The sequence below is a fragment of the Lysinibacillus sp. NPDC094403 genome (genome assembly GCF_050278745.1).
Classification (GTDB): Bacteria; Bacillota; Bacilli; order Bacillales_A; family Planococcaceae; genus Lysinibacillus.
Genome location: NZ_JBNNTL010000002.1, coordinates 35,932 through 61,997 on the forward strand (window position 1 = coordinate 35,932; position 26,066 = coordinate 61,997).

The window sequence follows — 26,066 nt, forward strand, 5'->3', positions numbered from 1 at the left end:
GAACAATGAAAAAACTTTTACCCTATGCTATTATTTTGACATTTTTAATCAGTTTTGTATTTGTAGGTAATACTTCTGCAAATGCTGAGGGTACACCCGTTATTCAATCAGTAGCTAATGACACAACAGTTTATGTAGAACCTTCCGTAGAAAGTGCCGTAATCGGTCAAATAGTGAAAGGTAGTTATGTAACAGCTACACCAGTAAGTGATGAATGGACTCGAATTAAAGTGCAACAGCTAGAGGGATATGTCGAAACGGCAGCTTTAGTGAGCCTAAAATCCGAAAAATATGTAGTGACGAAAAAAGATGGAACAACTTTATTTACATATCCTAGTCCAAGTGCACAGAAAACAGGGCAGCTTAATGAAAACACTCTTATTTTTGTTTATGGATCTGCGCCTGGAGGTTGGTCATTTGTCCAATATGGACATCAAACAGGTTATGTTGCAACGAATTCTTTAAAGAAACCTGTTGCGACAAAAAAACGAGTAAATGCTGCTAATGGCGCTGTGTTTCATTTAACTGCTAGCCCAAGTAGCGAGGTTCTTGGTACGCTTGCCAATAAAACAGAGGTTCAGCAATATACAACGCTAGCAGGCTGGGCCTATGTAGAAGCAGGTGAACAAAAGGGCTATGTTAAAGCTTCAGAGCTGACTAATATCCAAATACTTGATAACAAAGTATACAATAAAGGTGTACCAGTAGCGAAAGGGCAAAAGAAGCGTGTGGCTTTAACATTTGATGATGGGCCAGATGCAAAAGTTACCCCGCAAGTTTTAGCGACTTTAAAGAAATATGATGCAAAGGCTACATTTTTTATGGTTGGGAACAATGTTTCTCGAAATTCAGCGATCGTCAAGCAAATTTATGAGGCTGGCCATGAAATAGGCAATCATACATGGGACCATGCAAAGTTAACAGCCTTATCGACAGCAAATGTTAAACAAGAGGTTGATCGAACTAGCAATGCCATTTATGCAGCAATCGGTCAATATCCAACAGTTTTCCGCCCACCATATGGTGCAACGAATGATAAAGTTCGTTCTGTCATTACGATGCCTTCTATTCTATGGTCAATCGATACGCTAGATTGGAAGCATCGCAATGCTGATAAAATTTTAGCGTATGTGAAAGCGTCAGTGAAAGATGGCAGCATTATTTTAATGCATGATATTCATCAAACGACAGCAAATGGTTTGGAAAACGTAATTCTGTACTTACAAAAGCAAGGCTACGAATTTGTAACTGTTAGTGAAATATTACAATAATCTATAAGCCAATAAAATAAGGCCGTGCAACTGTCTAATAAAGACAATTGCATGGCCTCATTTATGATTTAAATAGATTAATAGTCGTAATAATAATTGGAATACCAAATACGTCGATTAAAAACGCTCCTACAATTGGTACTACAAGAAAAGCTTTTTTAGATGGACCGAAACGTTGCACAACTGCTGACATATTGGCCATCGCATTTGGTGTTGCCCCTAAACCGTGTCCAGCAAAACCGGCAACCATAACCGCAGCATCGTAATTTTTTCCAAGGATTTTAAATAATACAAAAATACTAAATACGACAATGAAGAATACTTGTGCGAAAACAATGATGAATAGTGGAAGTGCTAAATCAGCAATTTCCCATAATTTAATACTCATGAGTGCCATTGAAAGGAAGATACCTAATGTCACATCACCGATTAAAGAAATACTTTTCATATTAACCGCTTCAGGTTTTACTTTATCCATAATATTACGTACTAATACAGCTACAAACATTGAACCAACATAGCCAGGTAGTACGAAGCCAGTAGCTTCTGAGAATAATGTTCCAACATATGTACCTACTGCCATACAGAACGTAATTAATAATACTTGTGTAAAGAATGAATCGGATGTAATTTGTTCATTTTTATTTTCAAAATCAATTTCTTCAGTTTCTTGTACATCTGGCGTTAAATTATATTTACCGACTAAGTACTTTACAATAGGACCACCGATTAAACCACCAGCAACTAAACCACATGTAGCCGCAGCTGCACCGATTGTCATAGCTGATGAAATACCTAAGTCTTCTAAAGTTTGTCCAAATGCTGCTGCTGCACCATGACCACCTTCCATAGAAACAGCACCAGCCATCATACCGATTAACGGTTGAATACCCATTAGCGATGCAAGGGATACACCGATAACATTTTGCATTAAAGCTAGGAAACCGCAAGCCAGCCAATAAATAATTAATAATTTTCCACCAAGCTTAACAAGTTTAAAGCTTGCCCCTAAACCAATTGTTGTGAAGAAAGTAATCATAAACAAGCTTTGTAATGACGTATCAAGCGAAAATTCTACTACGCCAGTTGTCTTTAGAATAGTTGCCAATGCGGCGAATAGTAAGCCACCGACTACAGGTGCTGGTATACAAAACCGCTTTAAAAAACCGATTTTATTGATGAGCCAGCCGCCCAATGCGAATAGTGCAACTGCTAGAAATACTGTTGTAATTTGATTAATTTCGATCATGTACCTTGTCTCCTAAGTAAGTGATTTAGTGCTTCATAAACAAAATAAGCACCTAATTTAACTGTGCGTCCGTTCTCATCTAGTGAAGGATTTACCTCACAAATATCAAAAGAATGTGTATTTGGGTGCGAAGTAACTTTTTGAAGTATCGTGCGTACAGTCTTTGGATCTAGTCCAAACGGTGACGGGGCACTAACACCTGGCGCACATGCAGCGTCTAGTACATCCATACATAGTGTTAAAAGAATATAATCATGATTATCCATAAATTGCTGAAGATCATGCATGATTTGCGCTTCATTTTCTGGCGTCATATTATCTTCTAACACATAATTCACATGCAATTCATTGGCTTTATCGAATAGCTCTTTCGTATTACCAAAACGTTGTATGCCTAGAACAAAGTAATCTGCATGTGGATCCTGCTCTAAAATCTGACGGAACATTGTGCCAGAAGATGGCTGCTCATCAAAAGATCGTAAATCGAAATGAGCGTCGATATTGACTATCCCGATTTTCGCATCTTTAGGTAACGCTGCACGAACGCCCAAATAATGTCCGTATAGTGTTTCGTGTCCACCACCAAGCACAACACATTGTAATTTTTTATTTAGCAATGTTTTGACAATTTCGCCGAGCTCACGCTGCGCTTCTTCTAAAGCATGGTTTAGACAAAGAACGTTACCTACATCAATAATTTGTTGTTCATCATTAAATGTCCAAGGTAAGCTAGATAATGCTTCACGTAGAGCATTAGGTGCACTTGCTGCTCCCACACGTCCTTGATTACGACGTACACCTTCATCACAAATAAAGCCAACAATTGCGGCTTGCTTATTATCTGAAGCGCTTACATCATTAATAGGAATTCTTTTTACTTTTTGATGTAAACGAAAACTACTCGTATTAGTAGTTGAATCTATACGGCCTTTCCATTGTTTCTGATCTGTCATTGTATACATATCTTTATCAACTCCATTTCCAATATTATTGTAGTGCAAATATTGTTATGAATAAATTATATATTCGCATAATTATAAATGCTAATATATAATTGTTATTAATCTATAGTTTTAAACTATAAATGAGGTGAATGTTGTTATGGATTTTAAACAATTACAATATTTTATAGCAGTTACGGAGCAAATGAATTTCTCGAAGGCAGCTGAAAAATTACATATTTCTCAGCCTTCTCTAAGTACTGCAATTAAAAAATTAGAGCAAGAAATTGGTTCACCGTTACTTGAAAGGAATACGAGAAATCTTCAATTAACAGAAGCAGGTGAGCTTTTATATGGACGTGCAAAAGTTATATTGAAAAACATGGAAGTTTTAAAAATAGAAATGGATGAGGTAATTGTACGTGGCACAAGCGAAATAACGATAGGCGTAATGGAATCGATTAAGCATTGGCTACCAAAAGTCATTACAGAGTATAAAAAGGAGTATCCACAAATGATGTTTCATCTAGTGGATATTTTAGGAAGTAAACGTGTCAAAAAATCGCTCAAAAGCTATAAAACACATTTAATAATTACAAATCAAATAATGGATGATGAGGATCTCGAAGTTAAGTGCTTATATGAAGAACGACTTGTAGCCGTTTTACCATTAAATCACCCATTAGCGGAGAAAGAGAAGCTGACAATCGCCGATTTAAGTAATGAGCCTTTTATCATTAGTACAGAGGGCTTTCAAACGAGACAGGACATTTTAGTCGCATTTGAAAGGGCTGAAAAAAACATTAATATCCAATTTGAAATTGAACGTTTTGAGACAGCTGTGTCTCTCGTTCGTGAAAATTTAGGGGTTACCATTCTACCTGAAAATTATTTAAAAGGTCCTACCGCTAAAACTATTGTACAAAAAGAAATAGATTGTCCCAATTTACGACGAAACGTTTATTTGGTGTACTTAAAAAATCGTCATTTACCTTTGGCCATTCGCCAATTGCTGACTGATATTATGGAAATAGGCAAAACACTTTAGATTATGGAAAGCTTAAAACATGCAAGGTTGAACAAAGCAATCGAATTAATAGTCTTCGGCTGTCCAATATTTATGTTCTATTTATAAGAGGGGTGACAATATGAGAAAAATAGTAATTGGTATTTTAATAGTCTGTTTATACTGTTTTCCTTTTGTTTATTTTTCAATGTACCAAGATTTTGCTAATCGTTCACTGCTTGGCTATTTACTAATGATTGTAGGGACTTCAATTCTAGCTTTTCTTGGGAAATTTCTATGCAACTCAATTCCTTTTACTATAGGTAATATTGTATCAGCTCTAATTTCTTTTTACTTTTTCGGTAGAATAGAGGATACGTTAGGAATAGGGTGGGATCGTGGATATTTTAAACCATTTTCACCTTCTCAACTATTAGTAATTGTGAGTGTATTGAATTTATTTCCCCAGTTCCTCGCTACGAAGTTAGCTAATAGACATAAAAATAAAATTATAGATTAATTTGATTGATAGAGTAACTTTTTTGATTGAGAAGTTACTCTTTTTTATCCTACTAATCGTTTCTTTACCTAATTTACTAATTTTACAAAGAAGTAGCTCATCACCAAAAGTTGTGGATGACGTTTGTTAAAAAGAATAGGCTGATAAGCTAAAGAAGTACTAAAAAGCGGCTATGAATACATCAAGTCATTTAATCATAACTAAAAAATGCTTTTCTGATTTGAGGATACTTATTATGGTGAAATAGTTTTTGACTTGTGTTTTTTAATCGTAATGTGATTTTCTATCTTTTCGATACACTGTCTTAAGTATGAATTTTCTCTATAATTCAAATTTTCGTTTAATAGACATTGATTTACAAGATATATAGCGGTAACATTTAATGTAAGAATAAAAATGAATATTCATTCATTTATCATTTCGATGTTCAAACAAAGGGGGTTTTTTTATGAACTTTTCTTATAGCGAAAAAGTAGTAGAACTACAAATGAAGCTGACAAACTTTATGGAGCAATACATTTATCCAAATGAGGCAGTGTATGCTGCACAGGTGGCAGCAATGGAAGATCGTTGGGGAGCGATCCCACCAATTATGGAGGAGTTAAAGCAAAAGGCAAAAGAAGCGGGTTTATGGAATTTATTTTTGCCAGACAGCGAATATGGTGCAGGTTTGACGAATTTAGAATATGCACCTTTATGTGAAATCATGGGACGCTCTTTACTTGCGCCTGAAGTGTTTAACTGCAATGCACCAGATACGGGAAATATGGAGGTGCTTGTGCGTTACGGCTCAGAACAGCAGAAAAAACAGTGGCTAGAGCCGTTATTACGAGGAGAAATACGTTCCTGCTTTGCAATGACTGAGCCTGCAGTCGCGTCAAGTGATGCAACTAATATCGAGGCAAGTATTGAACGTGATGGTGATTTTTATATTTTAAATGGACATAAGTGGTGGACAACAGGAGCTGGGGATCCTCGCTGTAAAATCGCTATTTTTATGGGAAAACATAAAGATTCTACAGCACCTATCCATGAGCAACAGTCGATGATACTCGTGCCGATGGATACTCCTGGAGTAAAAATAGAGCGTATGCTTACTGCATTTGGCTATGATCATGCACCAGAAGGACACGGTGAGGTGACGTTTACTAATGTTCGAGTACCTGTTGAAAATATATTGTGGGGAGAAGGAAAAGGCTTTGCAATTGCGCAAGGTCGTTTGGGCCCTGGTCGAATCCATCATTGTATGCGTCTTATTGGTGCTGCTGAACGAGCATTAGAGGAAATGTGTGTGCGTGTACAGGAGCGACATGCTTTCCATCGACAACTCGCAGATCAAGGAGTGATACGTGAGCGTATTGCAGAGTCCCGTATTGATATTGAGCAGGCAAGACTGTTGACGCTAAAGGCAGCGTATATGATGGACACAGTAGGGAATAAAGAGGCAAAGGCAGAAATTGCCATGATTAAAGTAGTGGCGCCGAATATGGCATTAAGAGTTATTGACCGAGCAATTCAAGCATTCGGTGCTGCTGGAGTAGGACCTGATACGACACTTGCAGCACAATGGGCAAATTCTCGAACATTACGATTAGCAGATGGACCGGATGAAGTACATCGTAACACAGTTGCCAAGCTGGAGCTGAAAAAGCATGCTAAGAAACAAGAGGAGCTGGTGAAATGACGGTACTAGATTTATTTAGCTTGAAGGGGAAAACTGCCATCGTAACTGGGGGAGGACGTGGTCTTGGAGCTCAAATTGCACAAGGCTTTGCTGAAGCAGGTGCCAACATTGTTCTGTGCTCAAGAAAGGTCGAGGCATGCGAAGAGGTAGCCGCAGAATTAGCTAAATTAGGTGTACAAACATTAGCTCTTGCCTGTGATGTAACAAAGCCAGAGGATGTAGCGAACGTTGTGTCAAAAACGCTGGAGTCATTCGGCAAAATTGATATTTTAGTAAACAACAGTGGGGCGTCTTGGGGTACTCCGGCTGTTGAAATGCCTTATGAGGCTTGGCAAAAAGTCTTCGATGTTAATGTCAATGGGACATTTTTAATGAGCCAAGCTATTGGCAAAATAATGCTAGAACAAAAGAGCGGAAAAATTATCAATATCGCCTCGGTTGCAGGGCTTGGTGGTACATTACCTGAATTCATGGATACAATTGGCTATAACGCAAGTAAAGGTGCGGTCATTACGCTTACAAAAGATTTAGCCGTAAAATGGGGGCCATATGGCGTCAATGTGAATGCGATTGCCCCAGGATTTTTCCCGACAAAAATGTCAAATGTCTTAATTGAGCGCGGGCAAGATTATTTAATGGGAGTGACGCCGTTAAAACGTTTAGGATCTGAAAATGACCTAAAAGGCGTTGCATTATTTTTAGCCGCGGCTGCCTCAGATTATATTACGGGGGATGTCATAGTTGTTGATGGCGGTATGAGCTCGATCATATAAGGGAGGGGTTTAATGGATACGATACAAGTAAGAGCGAGTGAGCGTATTGATGAAGTGAAATTACAGTCATTTTTAAAGAGTCAATTTCCGGAGTTACCAGAGGGGAAGCTAGAAATTTCACAGTTTAGTGCTGGACATTCAAATTTGACTTACTGCCTAAAAGTAGGTGAATTTGAAGTTGTTCTTCGTCGACCTCCACATGGTCCAGTCGCCAAAAAAGCGCATGACATGAAACGTGAATTTACTATTTTATCTGCATTACATCCATTTTTTGCTGCTGTACCAAAACCTTATGTGTACGTTGAGGATCGAGATATTATCGGCAGTGATTTCTTCCTAATGGAACGCAAAAAGGGTATCGTACTTGACACTCATTTTCCACCTGGTACTGAAAATACGGAGGAATTAGCACGGCTCATATCAGAAAAAATGGTTGATTCACTCGTGGCTCTTCATGCAATACCATATAAGGAAACGCAGCTAAAGGATATGGTGAAGCCAGAAGGATTTATGGAACGGCAAGTACATGGATGGATTGAGCGGTATGACAAAGCGAAAACGGCAGAGTATGCTGAAGTAGAGGCATTGACAAAGTGGTTAAAGGATCATGTACCTTCTAATCACGAAGCAACTATAATTCATTATGATTACAAGCTTAATAACGCTAAGTTTTCAAGTGATTACTCTGAGATGATTGGACTTTTTGATTTAGAGATGACAACTGTAGGGGACCCATTAGCAGATTTAGGCGTGGCCATGAGCTACTGGATGCATGCAGATGATCCCAAAATGCTTTTATACGCATTTGGAGAACCACCAATAACGACTTTACCAGGGTTTTACACACGTCAGGAATTCATTAACCGCTATGCAGAGAAAAGCGGGCGTGATGTTTCAGCCATCGATTATTATATTACATTTGCCTACTTTAAATTAGCAGTAATATGCCAGCAAATCTATTATCGATACGTGAATGGTCAAACAAAAGACGATCGTTTTGCACAAATGGATAAAATGGTAGCAGCACTAATTCATCAGGCTTCCAAGGCACTATAAACTATGGTATAAATGACGGTTGCTTTTAAAGCAGCCGTTATTTCATGTAGTCAAAAACTTTGAAGCCAACGAAATTAAGGTGTCAAATAGCATGTAGCTCATTGAGTTTTTCCTACTTAAACGAACGTAGAAGGTTAGTTTTACAACTGGTTGTCATTTTAAGAATTGATATTTATTCCCATGGATTTGATTGACATAAAAAGTGTATTAAGCATATAATACATTACGAAGAGTGTATTGTGTGCTTAATACACTTTTATTTTTTTGAGAATGGTGTATTAAGCTGTTAATACACAAAGGCCGATTAGCGGGGTAATGGCTAAATAATATATCGGGTAGTTCTTTAAAAGTACTTAGCCCACCATTATGCTCAATCTGTATTAAGTGCTTAATACACGAAAATATGATTTTATGGGAGTTGAGTTAATTGACTGTAAAGTTTAATAATCGGGATCCAGTTTATGTACAGGTTATCCGGCATTTTAAAGAGCAAATCGCCAAGGGGTATTTTGAACCTGGTCAGGAGATTCCATCAAGAAGAGAACTAGCCAACCAGCTGAAGATTAACCCAAATACCGCACAACGAGCTTATAAGGAAATGGGGGAACAAGGATTGATTTTTACTGAGGGGAATATGCCGAGCTGCATTACTAAAGATGAAGCGGTCCTTAAAAGTGTCCGCGAGGAATTGATTATCGAAGCGGTTGACTTATTTTTAGGTTCTATTAAATCCATCGATGTGCCGTTATCTGAAGTATTGGAACTAGTGAAGAAAAAGCATGATACCGATAGCGGAGAAGCGGAGGAATCGAAATGATCGAAGTGAAAAATGTCATGAAAAAATACGGCAGGAAACAGGTATTAAAAGGTCTTTCTTTTACTGCTGAAAAAGGTGAAATTACTTGTTTAATCGGTATAAACGGAGTAGGAAAGACGACAATTATGAAAGCTATTATGGCGCTCACTCCGATTAATAGCGGTGAAATTTTGATCGATGGAGAAAAAATCCGAAAAGAAAGCTATGAAAAAGTTACCTTTATTCCAGATACGATTACGATGTTGCCGCAAATGAAAATTTGTGAAGCCTTTGCGTTCATGGACGATTTTTATAAAAACTGGAATCCTCAAAGGGCAGAAGAGTTGCTGCAATTTTTTAAACTAGATCCTACTGAACGGATTGCCAATTTATCAAAGGGGAATATGGCTAAAGTTAATATGATATTAGGTTTGGCACTGAATGTGGATTACTTACTGATGGATGAGCCATTCTCTGGTATTGATATTTTTTCTCGGGAGCAGATTGCCGAAGTGTTTACAAGTCATCTAATTGAAGATCGTGGTGTAATTATCACAACCCATGAAATTAGTGATATTGAACACTTGATTGATAGGGCAGTGCTTATTGATAACGGTGAAGTATTAAAAGAATTTAGCGTAGAGGAAGTGCGTGAAAAGGAAGGGAAATCAGTCGTTGATGTCATGAGAGAGGTGTATCGTTGATGAAAAGCTATTTAAAACTTCTTAATTTCGAAGTAAATCGATTTTTCAAACTGTACCTAACTTTAATAGGATTAATAATTGTCAGTCAATTCATTGGGGCGGTTGTCGTGTCAAAAGGATATATGAATGACGTGGATCAAGTGATGTATAAAAATCAACTATCTATGAGCCAATATACTGAAGATTACGGATCATTTTCTTTTGATCAGTTCGTTGGTTCTGAATGGTTTCTGCTGCCAATCTTTTTTAGCATAGCTGTATTGATGATTTATGTTTTCTTTATTTGGTATCGGGACTGGTTTGGAAAAAATACATTTATTTATAGATTATTAATGTTGCCAACTGAAAGAATTACTATCTATTTCTCAAAATTAACGACAATTATGCTTTTAGTACTTGGTTTAGTTGCCTTGCAAATAGTATTAATCTCAATCGAAATTCAAATTGTTAATAGTATTATACCAACAGATTTACAATCGCATTTTTCAATTTATGATTTTGATAGTCTAGAAATGTGTGAATGGCTGTATCCGAATACCTTAACAGAATTTATCCTGATTTATGGAGTCGGGCTAATCTTTGTAGCAGTTCTATTCACGGCCGTTTTAATTGAAAGAAGTTACGGTTTAAAAGGCATTTTTATCGCAATCGTTTATGGAATGCTTTCGTTCGGAGTATTTATTGCGCCACTATTAGTAAATAGGTTATTAAATGGCTATTTTTACACACTAGAAGTCTTCCTAATGGAACTGGTAATAAGCATCATCGTATTAGTCAGTGCCATTTGGATCGCAAATTATTTGCTAAAATATAAAATCAGGGTCTAAGGGGGATGGCAATGAAAAAATATTGGAAAACGATATTGATTAGTTTAATCATCGTGACGACAATCGGTTCTTACTATATTCAACAGGCAATGGCAAGGAATGTATCTTTTAAAATTGAAACTACTAACGGAGATAAGGGAGAAATCGACAATTTAATCATTCATGCAAGTTATCAAAGTGTAGATATTTATCGTAGCTTAGATATATCAAAAAATGGTTCGACTAATCAGAGTGGGTCTTTTATCGGAGAGTTGAAGGTACGATATTACCCTGTGATGTTTCAAAAATATATTCAAGAACACCGTAAGTTTATGCGTGGAAAAAAAGCAAGTCCTGGTCAGTATTTTGAAGATGAAGACCGTTTAATTTACACGATTTTTTCAAATAAAGAGGACCGAGGCGATTCTTTCACTCTGCAAATCGATATACTTGATAAAAATACAAATGAAAGTTCTTCATTTGAAATCAATATGCCAGACCAAGTAAGATATGACTGGATCGATGAGAGAGATGTCTATGTTGAAAATGGGAAAATAAAAATATTAGCAACAAGCAATCTCAATAATGAGGAAGAGTTGCACTTATACACGGTTGATGAAAACAAAAAGGAATTAGAACAAGACTCAATTATTGCAAAAATAGAGTCAGACGAGGTAAGCCGCGCCATCATCGATATATTAAATGACTATAAAAAAATACAAAATGAAAATTATTTCTTATATATGGTTGAAAAATACAAATTTCTAGAAGATGGTGAGCGTGAAATTATCTCTAGCCCAATGTATTTGTATAACTATCTGAATAATGAAGAGAAGGAATGGACAATTCCGGCCGAATTAAAACCATATAAGCACTCGATCATTCTTCAAGGAACAGATATATTTATTCCTGTTCGTTCAACCAATGGTTTAGTACTGAACCGTTATAATATAGAGAAGAATCAGTGGGAAGAACCTATTAGCTTTAAATATCCAAGCATTGCTAATGCTAAAGAAAAACCTTTTTTACAGATTACAGATGGTAAACTATATTTAGTCGATCGTGTTTCTGACGGTCATTTGTTCTTTATCGGTGATTTACGTACAGGTGAATCATTATACGAAGGTAAAATCATCAACGAAAACAAAGAAAATCTAGATGCAGATTCCTCACTATTTATCGAGCAATTATATAACGTTAATTAAAGAACATAAAATTTAGAATATTTTTGGGATGCTTTATTGAAGAACATTGAGTTGCTTAGGCAGCTCTTTTTTTATTGGACTAACTGTGCAATTTATATCAATAAGAAAAGATAATAAAATAAGGTAAACATGTATGTGAAGGTGATATTATGGACAATGCAAGTTTGGGGTAAAGATTTACTAAAAAAAATATAGATGTTTGAAAAACTTAAGGATTAATAATTATTACAAATAGATAAGATATCGAGTTTAATACACTCTCACATAGAATACTTGTCTTGTTGAGCTAACGAAGCATAATAATTGAAAAGGGGACGGCTTCATTATAAAAGCTATTCAGAGATAGTTGGGAAATTAAATGAATTATTAAGTTAAAATAAATTTCCCAATTTCTAATAATGAAGTACCCATATTAATCGCTTAGCTGATGAACTCTAACTAAAATGAAAAGACCACATAAGAAGAACACCACTTTAACGATTTTACTATATTTACAGTACAGATAATTGTGTGCTAATTCAAGCGACAACAACCCCCTTACCACATGGAAAGAGAGTCTTGTAATATGATTCAATAACTTTAATCTAATGAATCTAATTTCCTTCTTATATATTTCGCTCGTGCTTCAATAAAATCTAATATATACTCTGGTTCCTTATCAAATAAATGGATATCGTCTTTTTTATATGGATCTTTTTGAACATAAGGTCTTATTAAATCATGCATACCTTGTATTTTCGGTTTCAAATAGTCTACATTAAATTGGTTATTTAAAATATTTTTTAGCAAGTTTTTGTATTGACGTCGGAATGTTTTTACGTCGAGAATTCTTGCGGTAAGCGTATTAAATCCTTCGATTCGTAAATAATCTTCCTCCATCACTTTCCCATTTACATCCCTTCCCCATGTTGCATCGTAATCCCACGGGATGACTTCGAATAGCCTAGTTTCACTATTCTGGTATAATGCGTAATTATGAACAAAACCATCAAAATTCTGGGTGAAAACAACGCCAGCCAACCAGCTAATATACTGATCAACATTGAGGTATTTCACAATTGCATTTTCAAATTCAGCTTTTGAAATGGTATTAATTTCAAGAATCATTTTTTGTAAATGAAATTCATCTTGTTCTGTCCCGTATTTTAGTTCATAGCCAGCTTTAAGTGATTTCTTTACTTCTTTATCAAGATCACTCATCAACGAAAAGTTAGCATCGCCATCAACCGCATAGAATATGGGTCCTTGCGGTAGTTGTCGATTCTTAAGGAAATACTCATCCACTGATTCTAATTCCAAATAAAGCCCCTCATTTTTCCCATTCAATTTCAAATTTACAAATTGGGATTTTGGCGATAGGCACCCAATTTCATTGAAAAAATCGAGCGAAAGTTTATTTCTTAATAGAGAAGGATCTTTATATTCTGCGTTGATATGAATTTCTTTAGCATTACTATACGTACTTGGCTTATTAAACAAAATGTGATACGACTTCTTTCGAAAATCCCGGATATGGGAGCCACGATAGACGATATCAATATCATACTTTTTTTTGTTAATCGTTAGCTTGGCAGAGATAGGATCGTCACACCATATATCTTTACGAAGTTCACTTAAATCTAAAGGATGAATAAAAAGCTGATATTCAGGTATTATTATGCCGTTATCCACGCGAATTCGTTCCTTTCATTTTAAATTATTCGTATAAAACAAAAATGTAAGATTCCACAAAAAAATATAGAGTTTATAATTTGCTTTCGAAAATTACGCGATTATCTCTAACATCCTTAGTACAACCTCATATATTACGATAAGGGAAAGAAAAGTGCAGAGGCATGGGTTTGATTTTTTTGAAAAAGGAATCTACCTTCTTTCTCTATTAAAGTTGAAAGGAGGTTTGAATATGTTATTTATACAGAAGGCAGTAGAAATAGCTAACAACTCAGGGTTAGGTCACTTCATGCACCAGGATCCTATTAGTAACGAACGACGCACGAGTAGGAAACGCCGTACTTCGCGAATTCAGCGACGCACGAGCAGGGTACGTCGTACTTCACGAAACGAACGATGCACGAGCAGAAGACGCCGTACTTCGCGAATCCAGCGACGCACGAGCAGGGTACGTCGTACTTCACGAAACCAACGACGCACGAGCAGGGTACGTCGTACTTCACGAAACCAACGACGCACGAGCAGGGTACGTCGTACTTCGCGAAACCAGCGACGCACGAGTAGGGTACGTCGTACTTCACGAAACCGGCGACGCACGGGCAGTAACTCCTTTTGGAATGACTTATTTTTTAATAACTTCAGGTGATTTTTCACTATCTGAAGAGTATGTCACTTAATGTTATTCAATGGAATATTGAATGCGTCTGGATATAAAGTTAACTAGTTCTTACTAGTTAACTTTTTCTGTGTTATTCCTATCGAAGTCCAAGGTTGAAAGAAAAGTGAAGGTTAGCTGGGGGTGGGTTACGTCGGAGCCTTTCTTTTATATATACTTTTGGATGAATTGTTATCGTTGTGTATTACAAAGCATCAATCAGAATTGTATAAATCACGGTAGCCTATCCACTTTTATCTCACTTCTTAGGTTATAGTAAAGCATATGTTTAATTAATGAAGAGGCTTAGACTAAGACCCATATTTGAAAACTTTGCATGGAACGATTTTAGATTGTTCCGCAACCCCGCCACCTATACAACTACTCTCCTACTGGCATCTGTAATAATACTAAAGAAGATATGCATATAGAAGAAATAAATATTATCCCAAAAGTCAGTAAGTAATTATTTCCCATGCCTTTGACATTAACAAAATACATTCCTCCAAAAATATTCTTTTATAGAGGGATTATCAACGGTACAGGATAGTGGAAGAGGGAATTGCTGCAAAGTGAAGAATTTTATAAATAAAAAGAGGTGAAAATTCGTGGATAAACTGTTTCAACAGTTACAAAGAGTTGGCGTACATTACATAAAAAGTGATAGTGTAATTATTTTAGAAATTTTAGAGGATAGACTTCATCTTGCTTCTCAAATAGATGTGCTTATAAATGAACTTTTAGATCAATTACAAAGTAGTAGACTGAAAAAAGTTAGGTTTGAGTGTCCTAAAATTCTTTTTGAAAGCTTAAATTGTACTAGGACTAAAATAGAAATTGTTGGTGAAAGGGTTGTATATAAGAGATCTTTAATGACACCATTAAATGTTTCAATACCAGATTATGAAGTATGGTCATTTTCTGAGAATAATTCTATCTCTTTTTTATCTGAAGTGATGGGTACAAGTTTTATTGATACAGAAAAGTTTTTAACTGGAATGAGGGCCGAACTCCCGTTACAAGTAAAGGAAATGTTTACAGTGTATAAAGTTAACAATGAACCTGTTGGTGTAGTTTTTCCTCATATAGAACCAAATACAGATAATGAAGAACGCATTTTTTGGATAGGCATTCATCCTAATTTTCTGGGGACGGGATTGGGAAAGAGCTTACATTCAATAGGATTATACAGATTGAAAAATGAATTTAAAGCTATATCTTATTTAGGGATGACTCAAATTGACAATATTCCAATGAGAAATATAATGGTTTCAAACGGATGCAATCAATATAAAAATACAGTAATTTCTTTACAATATTCTATTTAGGAAAATTCAGGGGTTCTTATTGCAGAAACGAGGTGAGTGCAATAAGGATTTCAAAAATAATCAAATTTTAAGAAGTTAATCTACCACATTCAAATAAGAGCATGTTTTGATCAATCTTTTTTCAAAACATGCTCTTTAGAATTGTATCTCATATAAAGATTAATATCTTTAATTTAACCAAACTTTGGTCAAAGTCGAACTGTAAAAAAATACAGATTATCCGACATTAAATATTATATTCTAAGATATATTCTCGCACCCAATTTATTTTAATAAAAAAATATTCCCGTGAAAAAATTAAGAGAGAGCGAATGCATGTTCTTGTTTTATCATATTGCTCGTATTTAACAAGCATTATGGATGAAAAGAGGGGATGATATCTTTGCAACAATAATTAGTAGTATCCATTTTTAGGCTCTTCTTGAACAAGTACCACCATAAATTGATTTGCTTCTTCCAATCGACCATTCTCTCTTATGTTAGGATGTGTTGTAATCGCTTATCCATTTTTTTATATCCTCTACCTTTCTAGTTTTTCTTAATATTAAATAATTTTAAACTTTTAAATTATTATTGTATACTTGGGAAATAAGTTCCTATTTAAAAAATTCAACTTTTATATATACATAGAAAATAATAATAGAGGTGAGTTAAAATGCTGGAGCGTTCTATGGAGAAAACACGGGAATGTAAAAAAGAAAGGGAGTGATAGAAAGAAGAGCATAACGTTAATAGCTCTTCTATATAAAAAGAAAAGAGGACTATTATTATGAGTAATTATCAAAGCATCTTTAGTGAAGGATTTGAATTAAAATATTGTGTTAAGGGACAAGGTCAGCCGATATTGGTAGTGGGTAGTAGTGTATATTATCCACGCTTGTTCTCGGAAAACTTATATAAACATTTTCAATTTATCTTCTTAGATCATAGAGGTTTTGTGAAGCCTCCACTCTCTTTAACTAAAGAAGATTATACTTTAGATAAAATTGTCGAGGATATCGAAACAGCAAGACAATTGCTAAAGCTAGAGGATTTTATCATTTTAGGACATTCTGGACATGCATTTATGGCCTTGGCTTATGCCGAAAAATATCCTCAGTATGTTCAGAAGGTCATTTTATTAAATTCAGCACCAACAAACAGTCAAGAGAGACAGCAGCAAAGCTTTTCATTTTTTAATGAAACTGCCAGTGCTGAGCGTAAAAAGCAATTTGAGCATGATATTGCATGTTTAGAGAATGATATTCACAATGATCCTGAAAGACGATTTGTGCATATGTGTCTTCGTATGGGAGCACATAGCTTTTATGATTATACGTTCGATGCTGCTTATATGTGGGATGGCGTATATACAAATATGGAGGTTATTGATTACCTTTGGGGTGTAGCTTTTGCTGAACGAAATCTAATCCAATCTATAGCTCATGTAGATAAACCTATTTTTGTAGGGTTAGGAAGGTATGATTATTTAGTCGCTCCTATTTCGCTCTGGGATTTAATTGATTATTCATATGAAAAAGTGAAGAAGGTCATTTTTGAAAAAAGTGGCCATAACCCAATGTTTGAAGAACCAGATACTTTTGATAGAGAATTAATTGATTGGATTAATGAATAGAAAAGTTACTCATGAGGTTTTGCAATAAAGATTGATCATTTAAAATAAAGAAAGAAATTGTGCCATTAGTCTCTCTACGACCACTACAGACAATTTAACAGTAAGAAGCCGATCTCTTAGCATATAGGGTATCGGCTTTTTATAAAAGTCTCGCATATTTTGGAATAACATTGATACCACCGAGTTCTCATAAACAATTTTTAAATATGGTTAGTGAAGCAAACGACGAGTACAAATTAGAAGAACTTGAAGAATTGATGAAAAAAATAGCTGAAGCAATAAAAGAAGATAGATGGTTGATTCATTATGGTGTTTAATTTTGTCAATACATACATATGAGCAAAGAGGTGATTGTTCGATTAGAGCAAACGCTTCTTGTGCTAACGTTGCAGTAGAAATGAATAAAATTACTTATAGTAAAATTTGGTAATTTATACGAGGGAGAAGACATTAAAAATCATGAAGAAGATTATGGTTGTTGGAGCATCAGGAGTTCTTGGTCAATTAGTTTGTAGCGAATTATTAAGAATATTTGATAATCAAATAAGGTTAATAGTGACCGACTATAAAATTGAACGAGGAGAAAAATTGGCGAATTCTTTTAAGACTGAAGTTCAATTCCAATATTTAAATGCTAATAATGAAGAAAATGTGAAGCAGACAATAAAAAATATTGATATTGTAGTTGTAGTATTGAAACAGAAAAATCCATACATTCAAAAAGCATGTATAGAAAATAAAATATTATGTCTAGATGTTACACCATATTATGACTTTGTAGCGAATGTTAAAGAGCTAAATGAAGATGCAGAAAAAAATGATATAGGTTCAGTTGTAATGTCTGGATTTTTCCCTGGCTTATCAGGCTTAATGATAAAAAAGGCTATTTCAAATTTTTCAGAAGTGACAGAGATAAATGTTGGATTACTACAAAATACAAATGCTAAAGCTGGAATATCTGGAATTTTGGATATGTTAAATATAATTGCTCAACCGGTAAAGCTTGAAAACAAAGTTATATCTGGATTTACTAATAAAAGAAAAATGTATTTCCTTCATCACCTTAAAGAAAAAGAAGTACGATGTATAGACCATTCAGAAAAAGCTTTCTTAAAAGAAACGTTGGACATTAACTCTATAAATTATTGGACTTCTTGGAATGTTAATGCTTTCAATAAGCTGGTATCTTTTTTAAGACAGGTTGGCTTCATAAAAAATGTTCATAAGTACAAGGGTTTTCTTTCTAAGGTAGTAAAACATAAGTCTCATAAAAATGAAAATGCTTATCTTACTGTTGAGGTAAAAGGAGTAATCGATAACAAAGAAACGGTAAAAATATTAGCCCTATCCACATTTTCTGATTACCATACAACAGCAATGGCAACTGCTTCTTTAGCAAAAATTGCTCAACAGAAAAATGTGAAAGGTGTAGTTTATCCTTTTGAAATAACTGATATAGATGAATTGCTATCCGAAATAAACTACCCCGACATTGTAATCGAGGAATATGAAATAAAAAATAGTTATTAAGCTAATGGGGTGCTTTACTAGAAGAACATTGAGTTGCATACGCAGCTCTTTTTTTCTTTATTAAACGGAGCAGCTTAGTTCAAGAAGTAATTCCAGTTTTATAACGTATTTAGTATTAGTTTCAGATAACAAATGTATACCGAAGAAACGCCTATGAATAGCGTAGATGGGAAGGTTAATAACTGAATACCACAACTTTTTCTGAGGCTCTAAATCCTCTTTGTGATACAGTTCGCCTAAGTGATAAGCATCAATGGCATCTGTATTGGTTTTTCGTAAGCTAGAACTTTTTGCTCGGTAAGATACCAATGGATTTACGATAATGGCAATGTATTTTCTTGCTTTTAAAAACTGTTTAGTGGGATAAACAGTCAGTTATAGAGAACACTTAATATGAGGTGCTTTTCTTATGAAAAAAATTATCGTGTTAATTATTGCCATTTCACTTTTTACTGTTTTAACAAATACTAAAGCAATGATAAATGAATATGAAGAAATTGCAAAGTCTGATAAAGCGGATGTTACCCTTTATGCTAAAAAGATGAATGGAGTATATACAGATTTTAAAATTTATTTTCAAGGCAGTGTTCTTACAAGACCTTTTTGGATGAATACAACCAGTCCTACTTGGTCACCTCAAATTATCTATGAGGACATCAATAAAGATGGAAAAAATGAGTTAATCATAATTTTGACCAAGGGTACTGGTACTGGAATATTAGAACGAGAAGTTCACGTTTTCCATATCCAAAATAAAAGAATAGGTAAGGAGCTTGTTGAAGTACCAGTTGAAGTGCTTGTTGACGACCCGATTGCAATAGTGTTAAAAAACGTAAAGACAGAGTTATTACCTAACAAAGCAATCATTAATATTGGTAAAAAGAAATATGTAATTGATACTAAACCTTTAAAAATTGATACTGAACATGAACATTTATTTCCTGATATATACTTTGGAAATATTATCAACTTTGAAATAAACGACCATCAACTTATTGCGAAAATCGGAGGTCAAATTTCTCCTGCAGGTGGAAATATAGGTGATATTCAAGTTACGTATATGTTTAAGGAAAAAATGTATCAAGCAAAATCAATTGAATTCAAACCAAATGAATAATGTATTGTTTAACTAGTGAAATGCGTTGATCCAAGAAGGATTAACGTTTTTTTGAAATATAAGAAGTCTAAAATTTTTAGTTCAACTAACGGATCAGGTAATTATTCTGGCGGATAACGTCTTTAGATGCGTGTGATTTATTAATTTAACCTTTGGGCTAGTGGAAATTTCATAGGTCATTCGATCCTTCCCTACTGGAATCCACTGTCCACCATCCGTAGGTTCAATTTCAAATGTAATTTGCAATATAAAACCACGGAAACCATTTACTCTACTCGTTTCAATCACTTCAATTTTCCATGGTGTGACAGCAGGTGAAAATCCCTTCAAAATCTTAGGATAATAATAGCTATTTAAATCTTTTTCTATATAAGGAGTAAGCATTAACATAAGCATATCCTGTAATCTAAGCTCTTCAGAGTCTTGAGTTGGTTTAGATGATGAAACGATTGTTGTTTGAAAAGATGTAATTAGAACAAGGGAGAGTATAAAAATGAGTAATATCCTTTTCATTTTTCTGAATACACCTCTTTACGGTCTTTACATAATTAAATGTATTATTACCTTTATTGAATAAAGTATGTACTTATTGAAGTAACGGGTGCTTACTTTAATAAAGAGTAGAGCCTTTTTCTTCTTAAACTAAAGGAGCAATTTAGTTGAAGTAGAGGTTAGATTTTTTTCGATACACTAGGGGATAAGGGGGATTCAATTTGGAAGAATTTCCATATGTAATAATAATTTCGATTGTATTGATTGGTAGTTGGATTGGTTGCCGAAAGAAGATTAAGAAAGCTGAAAACTCAGAAGAGATAAGAAAGGCATTTGTTCCATTTCTTTTAGTAGTGGTTTTATTTGTTGTTTCCATTTCATTATTTCTTACTTAGCTAATTGGTGCAATAGTTTAAGATCCAGTTGCTGAAATTAATGGCTGCTTTTCTTATTGAGCTAACGTAAGCAGGTTAGTACAAGAAGGATTCTCTGATAAATGGAGTTTTTTGTTTGTTATATTGGTTCTAAGAGGGCATATAACAAAGGATTTATTGCATCCTAAATAGGTATATTAATCAGATATTAATATACCTATTTAGTTATGGGATGGTGTTAATTTTGAGTTTCTTAAAAAAAATCTCCTGTTTGTTAGTTGTTTTTTTAGTTTTTTTAAATTTGATTTGTAGTGAAGGAATCGCCTCAGATGGTGAAATTACGTTAAAAGAAGCGATTAATATTGGATTGCAGAGAGCAAAAGAATGGAATGTAAACGCAACACTTACAAGCGTAAACAGTGTGGATGAAACGATGGGAGGCTCGAGAGGAGAAACAGGGAAACGTTTTAATTGGTTTCTGTTCTTTATAGTTCCAGGTACAGATGATTATGTACTAATTGGTATCTCAGAAAAAAAAATTACCTTGTTTAGACCGAGTAAGCAATCTCCGAATCCAACAATACTCTACGATGAGATTAAGTTGGATAGCTCTGATGTACTCCAACTAGCAAAGGATAAATACGGACTAAAACAAGGAAAAGATTGGGCAACAGGATATCATTTTACACTCGATAGTATCGATGGTACGCCCATTCTAAAAGTATATGGAAATGATCGAGATAACCGTTTTACTTCAATTTCATTTAATGCCCAAAACGGAGATGTGGTCAGTGCCATTCATAAATTACCATACGGTGGAGGATTAATATCCAAACGTATTGGCACCGAAAACCTAACAAAAAAAGGGATGGCGATAACGGGGGTTGTCGCTGGAAACAACAATTTAGTGGTATGGGGAGACAAAAAGCCAACACAATTTAGTACAACCAAGCAACCTTTTATTGAATGGAGCCATAACAATGGAGAATCATGGACAGAACTCCAAGCTAATAATTATGTAACACACGCTTGGTTTGATATAAATGATCAATTATATGCAGCAACGGAAAAAGAATTGTGGGCAGGTATTACATCAAAAAGTAAAGGAACGAAAATTCTTTCATTAGACCAATCAATCGAGAAAATCGATTATTCGATCAGCAACCATATAGCTGTGCTATCAAATGGAAAGATTCACTATACGACCAATCAAGGAGAGAGTTGGGAACAAGCTATAGTACCTAAACCATTTTATGAGGTCCAAATATCGGATAATGGTGATTTGGTAGGACTTACAGAAGAAAGGAAGATTCTTCAAAAGACAAATGATGAGTGGAACGAGATATCTATGCCGAATAGTAATGATGAACCTTTAGATATGAAAGTGATTAATAATAGGCTATTTATTACCACACAAAGTGGAATTTGGACCCGAGATCTTCAAGAGGGAAATTGGAGAAAAATTAAAGTTGATGAAGTGGTAGTTAAACTTATTAAAAAAGGAGAGAAATTATTCGGATACACACATAGAGGTGAAGCTATTTATTCCATCAACACGGAAGATGAAAGTAAATCTGAAAAAGTGTTTGATGTGGGGGATTCCATCGTTTGGGATGTGGATATCATGGGAGATACGTTATGGATTGCAACTATACCCAATTATTCGTGGGAAGAAATGACGGTTCCACAGAGACGATAAAAGTTTGAAGTGTATATCCATAAAAAAAGCTTTGTGAAGTATTTCACTAACGATATTCAGCAATCGGGATTTTGAGCGATAGCGTGGAAATCTTGATATATCAACGAAGTAAAACACGTTAACCGTGTGCTGTATGATATTACATCTAAGCCACCTGCAACTATTGAGTGGGAATAGAACTGTTCAGTAATATAAACTAAACAGGTTATAAACGCAGTCATATCAATGTCTAACGTACAACTATTTATATTTCAAAAATTAAACTCTCTTTTATTATTTAGAACTGGAAGGGGTTTCTTTTTTTACTAAGTTTTTATCGATATATGCAGGGTTAGGCAGTACACTAATAAAGTAAATAGGTTTACTTCTGTAAAATAAGGTATATTATATTTGTTGAATAGATTCTCTTTAAAGACAAGAAAAGTAGGTGAACAAAGTGGGGAAATATCAATTAGATACCAAAGGTAAGGTGGCTGTGGCAAAGTATCATGAAAAACACAAGCCTGCCAAATTTGATAAAAAGCAGCAACTTGAAAAAATACGTGCGGAGTATTTGAAAAAGAAGCAAGAACAAACAGATAAATAATATGAATGTAAACATAGAAAGAAAATAATTATCAAGACCAAAATCGAAAAAAGTTAAATCAATTAAAGGACCAAACATATTAGTCATATAAAATATGTTTGGTCCTTTTAGATACCTATTTAAAATATCGAATTTTGCTGTTCTCCATCTGTATACAGATAATAAAGTTGTTAAATTTTTAATAAGGTCATATGGAATATAATAAGTTATTTAAAAATATTAGCCATGCTATTCGACAACGGGCTATTTTGTTGAAGAAGGATATCTCCAATTTTTAACGAATACAGTGTTATAAATAAATTTATCAAAAGTGGTGAGATAAATAGGAAAAAAATTTAATTTGGACAATGAAACAGAAAAATGTATAATTAACAGGCTTCGGAGCGCGGGGTGTGTTTTTGCAGAAGATGAGGCCAGGTTACTTATCTTAGAGGCACGAACTCCGGAGGACCTCAAGAAAATGGTGGAAATGCGAACTGATGGTTTACCTCTTGAATATGTTGTTGGATACGCAAAGTTCTGTGGTTTGCGGATAGAAGTGGACCGAGGCGTTTTTGTGCCTCGCCAACGTACCGAGTTTCTTGTTCACCAGGCAGAAGCCCTGTCGTGTTCTGGTGATATCGTCGTTGACCTATGTTGCGGGTCAGGTGCTGTGGGTGTAGCACTGGCGGTAGCTTTAGGTAGAGTTGAATTGTATTCTGTTGACATTGACCCTGTCGCAGTACGATGCGCTGGCCGCAACGTAAAGGATTTCGGTGGCCATGTCTTTGAAGGTGACTTGTATAAAGCTCTGCCCCATTCACTTAAAGGACATGTGAACATCCTAATTGCGAACGTACCTTACGTTCCTACCGAGGCAATCAAGCTGCTCCCACAGGAGGCTCGCTTACATGAACCGAGGGTGGCACTTGACGGGGGAGAGGATGGACTTGACATTCAGCGAAGAGTAGCGGAAGAAGCATTTCTCTGGCTAGCACCTGGAGGACATCTTTTGATAGAGACGAGCGAAATGCAAGCACCTCAGACGATTGAAATCTTTTCAGGTGCTGGGCTTACCACAAAAGAGGCTAGAGACGAGGAACTGGACGCTACTGTCGTTATCGGATCCCATTCTGGTTTTTTGAGTAAATAAGTACTTAGTCTTAATCTCAAATGAAATGATAATTTCTTAGCACTATGCTAATAAACAAAAAATACTTATTCAACTTATTCAATTAAAGGGCGCGATTGTTCAATAAGACTTAGATTTTTCAAACAACATGATTGTTATATTTTTTAGTATAGTGAAGTTTCTTAAATTAAAAAATTAAACAACTATATTTTTAACCCCGTCCTAAATTTGAACGGGGTTATGCTTGTTTGAGTTTTTAAAATTAAATAACTTTATTTTTATTTCAACCTTCTAGATACCTATTTAAAATATCGAATTTTGCTGTTCTCGATCATAACTCTTTATACACCTCTGCGTAAGCGAATTTCAATTGCTCCCTTAGTTCTTTATTTTCACTCTCCAATTTCTTGACCTTTCTTTTTAGAGATTCAATAAGGGTGTCTTTATTATTTTCATTCATTTCTCGCTTCACTTGTTTAGGTGTGGTACTTGTGCTTGTTGCTGCCTTAAAGTTTCAATTCTATCACGAATATCCTTGTTGATGTATAGTGTTGCTTTCGACACTCGAGCATCACAAGAAACACTATTAATATTAATATTCTCGTTAGCCCGTATAAGCCTTTTTATAGCTTCATCTACCTTTTGATGGGTAGTTAGCCTTACGTTGGGCATGAACGCCTTTTAAATGGGCAGAACGGTCAGATTCAGTCATTCTTAACACCTATCAAAAGGTACCGAAACCCTAGTTTTTACAAAAAAACATTAAAATGAGAACTAGCTCACTGGTTAGATTCTTGGCCATAAGAGATGCAAACAAAAGTTACGAGCTAAAGATTGGATGATCTTTTAACGAATCTGCACCGAAAGGATGATCTACTATATATAGCCAGCTTCCATCAGTTTGCATTCTCACGATTTCCGAAGTATGTCCTTGGAGTTGTACAGATTTCCCGTCATTGTCAACCGTATGAAGGATAAAATGAGCGCGTAGTAAAGCGATATTTTCAAAAGGAATGCAATATATGTTTTTCGAGACCATAGTACCTTGCAGTTGTAACAGATTCTCAAGTGTGAATCGTAGATGATTGATACCTTGTTCTTTGCCACCGTTTGGGTTAATCAGAATGCTGTTCTGTTCGTATAATGCAAGAAGATTGTCTATGTTATTTGAGTTATATGCATCAGCAAATGCAACATTCATATCTTCTGGATTCGTGACAGGACGTTTTTGTATAGGGGATGTCATAGATATCGCCTCTTTTCATGTTATTTATGTTACACTACTAACTTATCTTAATTTTTGTAATTATATAAGTACGCATAAAAAGATGACATAGTCATAAAAATCTAACTAGTGGAGGAAGCTATGCCTTATCAGGATGATGTTTTTGGTTGCCCAGTAGAAGTGGGTCTACATATGATTAGTGGAAAGTGGAAATCTCGTATCATTTTTGAATTGTTGAAGGAAACTAGACGTTTTGGTGAACTTCATCGTCTAATTCCCCAAGTGTCCAGGAATGTTCTGACAGTACAATTGCGGGAGCTAGAGAAGAGCGGAATAGTAATACGTACAGTTTTCCCTTCTGTCCCACCAAAGGTAGAATACGCCTTATCGGATTTCGGAAAAAGTTTAGAACCTATTCTTGAACAAATGATAGTAATGGGTGAAAAATATATCGCTTTACAAAAGAAAGAAACGGAAGACAATACAGAAAGGTAATTTTACCGTTACAAGTCGTTGACCCGTACACAAAAACAAAGGAATTGTAATTGGTGTAGTAGGTTAGTTTATGAACGAGTCTGATACGCTTTTTCATTTAGTTAATGGTTGAGCATACTTTCAATTTAGTTTCTCATATGGATACAGTTTACAATAT

General features: G+C 35.0%; 25 protein-coding genes and 3 pseudogenes. 21 read left to right on the forward strand and 7 right to left on the reverse strand.

Annotation, left to right across the window (positions count from 1 at the left end; translation table 11 throughout):
- Nucleotides 1-5 precede the first annotated feature (5 nt).
- Complete coding sequence (locus tag ACQKMV_RS04365; protein WP_427502537.1) at nucleotides 6-1,271, forward strand: polysaccharide deacetylase family protein; 1,266 nt, start codon at nucleotides 6-8, stop codon at nucleotides 1,269-1,271.
- A gap of 61 nt (nucleotides 1,272-1,332) precedes the next feature.
- Here ACQKMV_RS04365 and gltS read toward each other — a convergent pair whose 3' ends face one another.
- Entirely contained in the window at nucleotides 1,333-2,520 is a 1,188-nt protein-coding gene (gene gltS / locus ACQKMV_RS04370) for a sodium/glutamate symporter (protein WP_427502538.1), read from the reverse strand.
- Nucleotides 2,517-3,482 (reverse strand): formimidoylglutamase, encoded by a 966-nt coding sequence (hutG, locus tag ACQKMV_RS04375; protein ID WP_427502539.1) that lies wholly within the window; start codon nucleotides 3,480-3,482, stop codon nucleotides 2,517-2,519. The genes gltS and hutG overlap by 4 nt, the downstream gene beginning before the upstream one ends.
- Before the next feature lie 139 nt (nucleotides 3,483-3,621).
- On the opposite strand from hutG, the gene ACQKMV_RS04380 reads away from it, so the two are divergent.
- From ACQKMV_RS04380 to ACQKMV_RS04420, 9 genes are all read left to right on the forward strand, one after another.
- Nucleotides 3,622-4,509: a LysR family transcriptional regulator gene (locus tag ACQKMV_RS04380; protein ID WP_427502540.1), complete on the forward strand. Its 888-nt coding sequence runs from the start codon at nucleotides 3,622-3,624 to the stop codon at nucleotides 4,507-4,509.
- 100 nt (nucleotides 4,510-4,609) lie between these two features.
- The gene (locus ACQKMV_RS04385; RefSeq protein WP_427502541.1) at nucleotides 4,610-4,987 is read left to right on the forward strand and encodes a hypothetical protein; all 378 of its coding nucleotides are present in this window, start codon (nucleotides 4,610-4,612) and stop codon (nucleotides 4,985-4,987) included.
- A 448-nt stretch (nucleotides 4,988-5,435) separates the two neighbouring features.
- A complete protein-coding gene (locus tag ACQKMV_RS04390) occupies nucleotides 5,436-6,671 on the forward strand; it encodes an acyl-CoA dehydrogenase family protein (RefSeq protein ID WP_427502542.1) in 1,236 nt (411 codons plus the stop codon).
- Complete coding sequence (locus ACQKMV_RS04395; RefSeq protein WP_427502543.1) at nucleotides 6,668-7,444, forward strand: SDR family oxidoreductase; 777 nt, start codon at nucleotides 6,668-6,670, stop codon at nucleotides 7,442-7,444. The genes ACQKMV_RS04390 and ACQKMV_RS04395 overlap by 4 nt, the downstream gene beginning before the upstream one ends.
- A gap of 12 nt (nucleotides 7,445-7,456) precedes the next feature.
- Complete coding sequence (locus ACQKMV_RS04400) at nucleotides 7,457-8,500, forward strand: phosphotransferase family protein (protein ID WP_427502544.1); 1,044 nt, start codon at nucleotides 7,457-7,459, stop codon at nucleotides 8,498-8,500.
- Nucleotides 8,501-8,927: 427 nt separating this feature from the next.
- Nucleotides 8,928-9,317, forward strand: a complete 390-nt coding sequence (locus tag ACQKMV_RS04405; protein ID WP_427502545.1) for a GntR family transcriptional regulator — start codon at nucleotides 8,928-8,930, stop codon at nucleotides 9,315-9,317.
- Complete coding sequence (locus ACQKMV_RS04410) at nucleotides 9,314-10,000, forward strand: ABC transporter ATP-binding protein (RefSeq protein WP_427502546.1); 687 nt, start codon at nucleotides 9,314-9,316, stop codon at nucleotides 9,998-10,000. The genes ACQKMV_RS04405 and ACQKMV_RS04410 overlap by 4 nt, the downstream gene beginning before the upstream one ends.
- Nucleotides 10,000-10,827, forward strand: a complete 828-nt coding sequence (locus ACQKMV_RS04415; RefSeq protein ID WP_427502547.1) for a hypothetical protein — start codon at nucleotides 10,000-10,002, stop codon at nucleotides 10,825-10,827. Before ACQKMV_RS04410 ends, ACQKMV_RS04415 begins: the two co-directional genes overlap by 1 nt.
- 11 nt (nucleotides 10,828-10,838) lie before the next feature.
- Nucleotides 10,839-12,011 (forward strand): hypothetical protein, encoded by a 1,173-nt coding sequence (locus ACQKMV_RS04420; RefSeq protein ID WP_427502548.1) that lies wholly within the window; start codon nucleotides 10,839-10,841, stop codon nucleotides 12,009-12,011.
- A gap of 579 nt (nucleotides 12,012-12,590) precedes the next feature.
- On the opposite strand, the gene ACQKMV_RS04425 is transcribed toward ACQKMV_RS04420, so the two are convergent.
- A complete protein-coding gene (locus tag ACQKMV_RS04425) occupies nucleotides 12,591-13,682 on the reverse strand; it encodes a CotH kinase family protein (RefSeq protein ID WP_427502549.1) in 1,092 nt (363 codons plus the stop codon).
- A gap of 232 nt (nucleotides 13,683-13,914) precedes the next feature.
- On the opposite strand from ACQKMV_RS04425, the gene ACQKMV_RS04430 reads away from it, so the two are divergent.
- From ACQKMV_RS04430 to ACQKMV_RS04445, 4 genes are all read left to right on the forward strand, one after another.
- Complete coding sequence (locus ACQKMV_RS04430) at nucleotides 13,915-14,328, forward strand: CotG/ExsB N-terminal domain-containing protein (protein ID WP_427502550.1); 414 nt, start codon at nucleotides 13,915-13,917, stop codon at nucleotides 14,326-14,328.
- Between the two features lie 617 nt (nucleotides 14,329-14,945).
- A complete protein-coding gene (locus ACQKMV_RS04435) occupies nucleotides 14,946-15,665 on the forward strand; it encodes a GNAT family N-acetyltransferase (RefSeq protein ID WP_427502551.1) in 720 nt (239 codons plus the stop codon).
- A 769-nt stretch (nucleotides 15,666-16,434) separates the two neighbouring features.
- Complete coding sequence (locus ACQKMV_RS04440; protein WP_427502552.1) at nucleotides 16,435-17,280, forward strand: alpha/beta fold hydrolase; 846 nt, start codon at nucleotides 16,435-16,437, stop codon at nucleotides 17,278-17,280.
- Between the two features lie 459 nt (nucleotides 17,281-17,739).
- Complete coding sequence (locus ACQKMV_RS04445; RefSeq protein ID WP_427502553.1) at nucleotides 17,740-18,810, forward strand: saccharopine dehydrogenase family protein; 1,071 nt, start codon at nucleotides 17,740-17,742, stop codon at nucleotides 18,808-18,810.
- Nucleotides 18,811-19,007: 197 nt separating this feature from the next.
- Here the strand turns inward: ACQKMV_RS04445 and ACQKMV_RS04450 are convergent.
- Nucleotides 19,008-19,173: pseudogene (locus ACQKMV_RS04450) on the reverse strand (IS110 family transposase); the annotation flags it as partial.
- Between the two features lie 46 nt (nucleotides 19,174-19,219).
- Here ACQKMV_RS04450 and ACQKMV_RS04455 point away from each other — a divergent pair.
- Complete coding sequence (locus ACQKMV_RS04455; RefSeq protein WP_427502554.1) at nucleotides 19,220-19,927, forward strand: hypothetical protein; 708 nt, start codon at nucleotides 19,220-19,222, stop codon at nucleotides 19,925-19,927.
- A 93-nt stretch (nucleotides 19,928-20,020) separates the two neighbouring features.
- Here the strand turns inward: ACQKMV_RS04455 and ACQKMV_RS04460 are convergent, their stop codons facing one another.
- Nucleotides 20,021-20,440, reverse strand: a complete 420-nt coding sequence (locus tag ACQKMV_RS04460) for a DUF3888 domain-containing protein (protein WP_427502555.1) — start codon at nucleotides 20,438-20,440, stop codon at nucleotides 20,021-20,023.
- A gap of 200 nt (nucleotides 20,441-20,640) precedes the next feature.
- Here ACQKMV_RS04460 and ACQKMV_RS04465 point away from each other — a divergent pair, with 200 nt between their 5' ends.
- From ACQKMV_RS04465 to ACQKMV_RS04485, 5 genes and pseudogenes are all read left to right on the forward strand, one after another.
- Nucleotides 20,641-20,814, forward strand: coding sequence for a hypothetical protein (locus ACQKMV_RS04465; protein WP_427502556.1), 174 nt, complete (start codon nucleotides 20,641-20,643; stop codon nucleotides 20,812-20,814).
- Nucleotides 20,815-21,037: 223 nt separating this feature from the next.
- Nucleotides 21,038-22,492, forward strand: a complete 1,455-nt coding sequence (locus ACQKMV_RS04470; RefSeq protein WP_427502557.1) for a hypothetical protein — start codon at nucleotides 21,038-21,040, stop codon at nucleotides 22,490-22,492.
- Nucleotides 22,493-22,591: 99 nt separating this feature from the next.
- Nucleotides 22,592-22,669, forward strand: a pseudogene (locus ACQKMV_RS04475) (hypothetical protein); the annotation flags it as partial.
- Between the two features lie 259 nt (nucleotides 22,670-22,928).
- Nucleotides 22,929-23,078 carry a hypothetical protein gene (locus ACQKMV_RS04480; RefSeq protein WP_427424930.1) on the forward strand — a complete coding sequence of 50 codons (150 nt, stop codon included), beginning with the start codon at nucleotides 22,929-22,931 and terminating at the stop codon, nucleotides 23,076-23,078.
- Between the two features lie 340 nt (nucleotides 23,079-23,418).
- Nucleotides 23,419-24,210, forward strand: coding sequence for a putative protein N(5)-glutamine methyltransferase (locus tag ACQKMV_RS04485; protein WP_427502558.1), 792 nt, complete (start codon nucleotides 23,419-23,421; stop codon nucleotides 24,208-24,210).
- Between the two features lie 310 nt (nucleotides 24,211-24,520).
- Here the strand turns inward: ACQKMV_RS04485 and ACQKMV_RS04490 are convergent.
- Together ACQKMV_RS04490 and ACQKMV_RS04495 are read right to left on the reverse strand one after the other, a co-directional pair.
- A pseudogene (locus tag ACQKMV_RS04490) lies at nucleotides 24,521-24,901 on the reverse strand (DUF6262 family protein).
- A gap of 108 nt (nucleotides 24,902-25,009) precedes the next feature.
- Nucleotides 25,010-25,435, reverse strand: coding sequence for a YybH family protein (locus ACQKMV_RS04495; protein ID WP_427502559.1), 426 nt, complete (start codon nucleotides 25,433-25,435; stop codon nucleotides 25,010-25,012).
- A gap of 120 nt (nucleotides 25,436-25,555) precedes the next feature.
- On the opposite strand from ACQKMV_RS04495, the gene ACQKMV_RS04500 reads away from it, so the two are divergent.
- Nucleotides 25,556-25,909, forward strand: coding sequence for a winged helix-turn-helix transcriptional regulator (locus tag ACQKMV_RS04500; RefSeq protein ID WP_427502560.1), 354 nt, complete (start codon nucleotides 25,556-25,558; stop codon nucleotides 25,907-25,909).
- The last annotated feature ends 157 nt before the right edge of the window (nucleotides 25,910-26,066 follow it).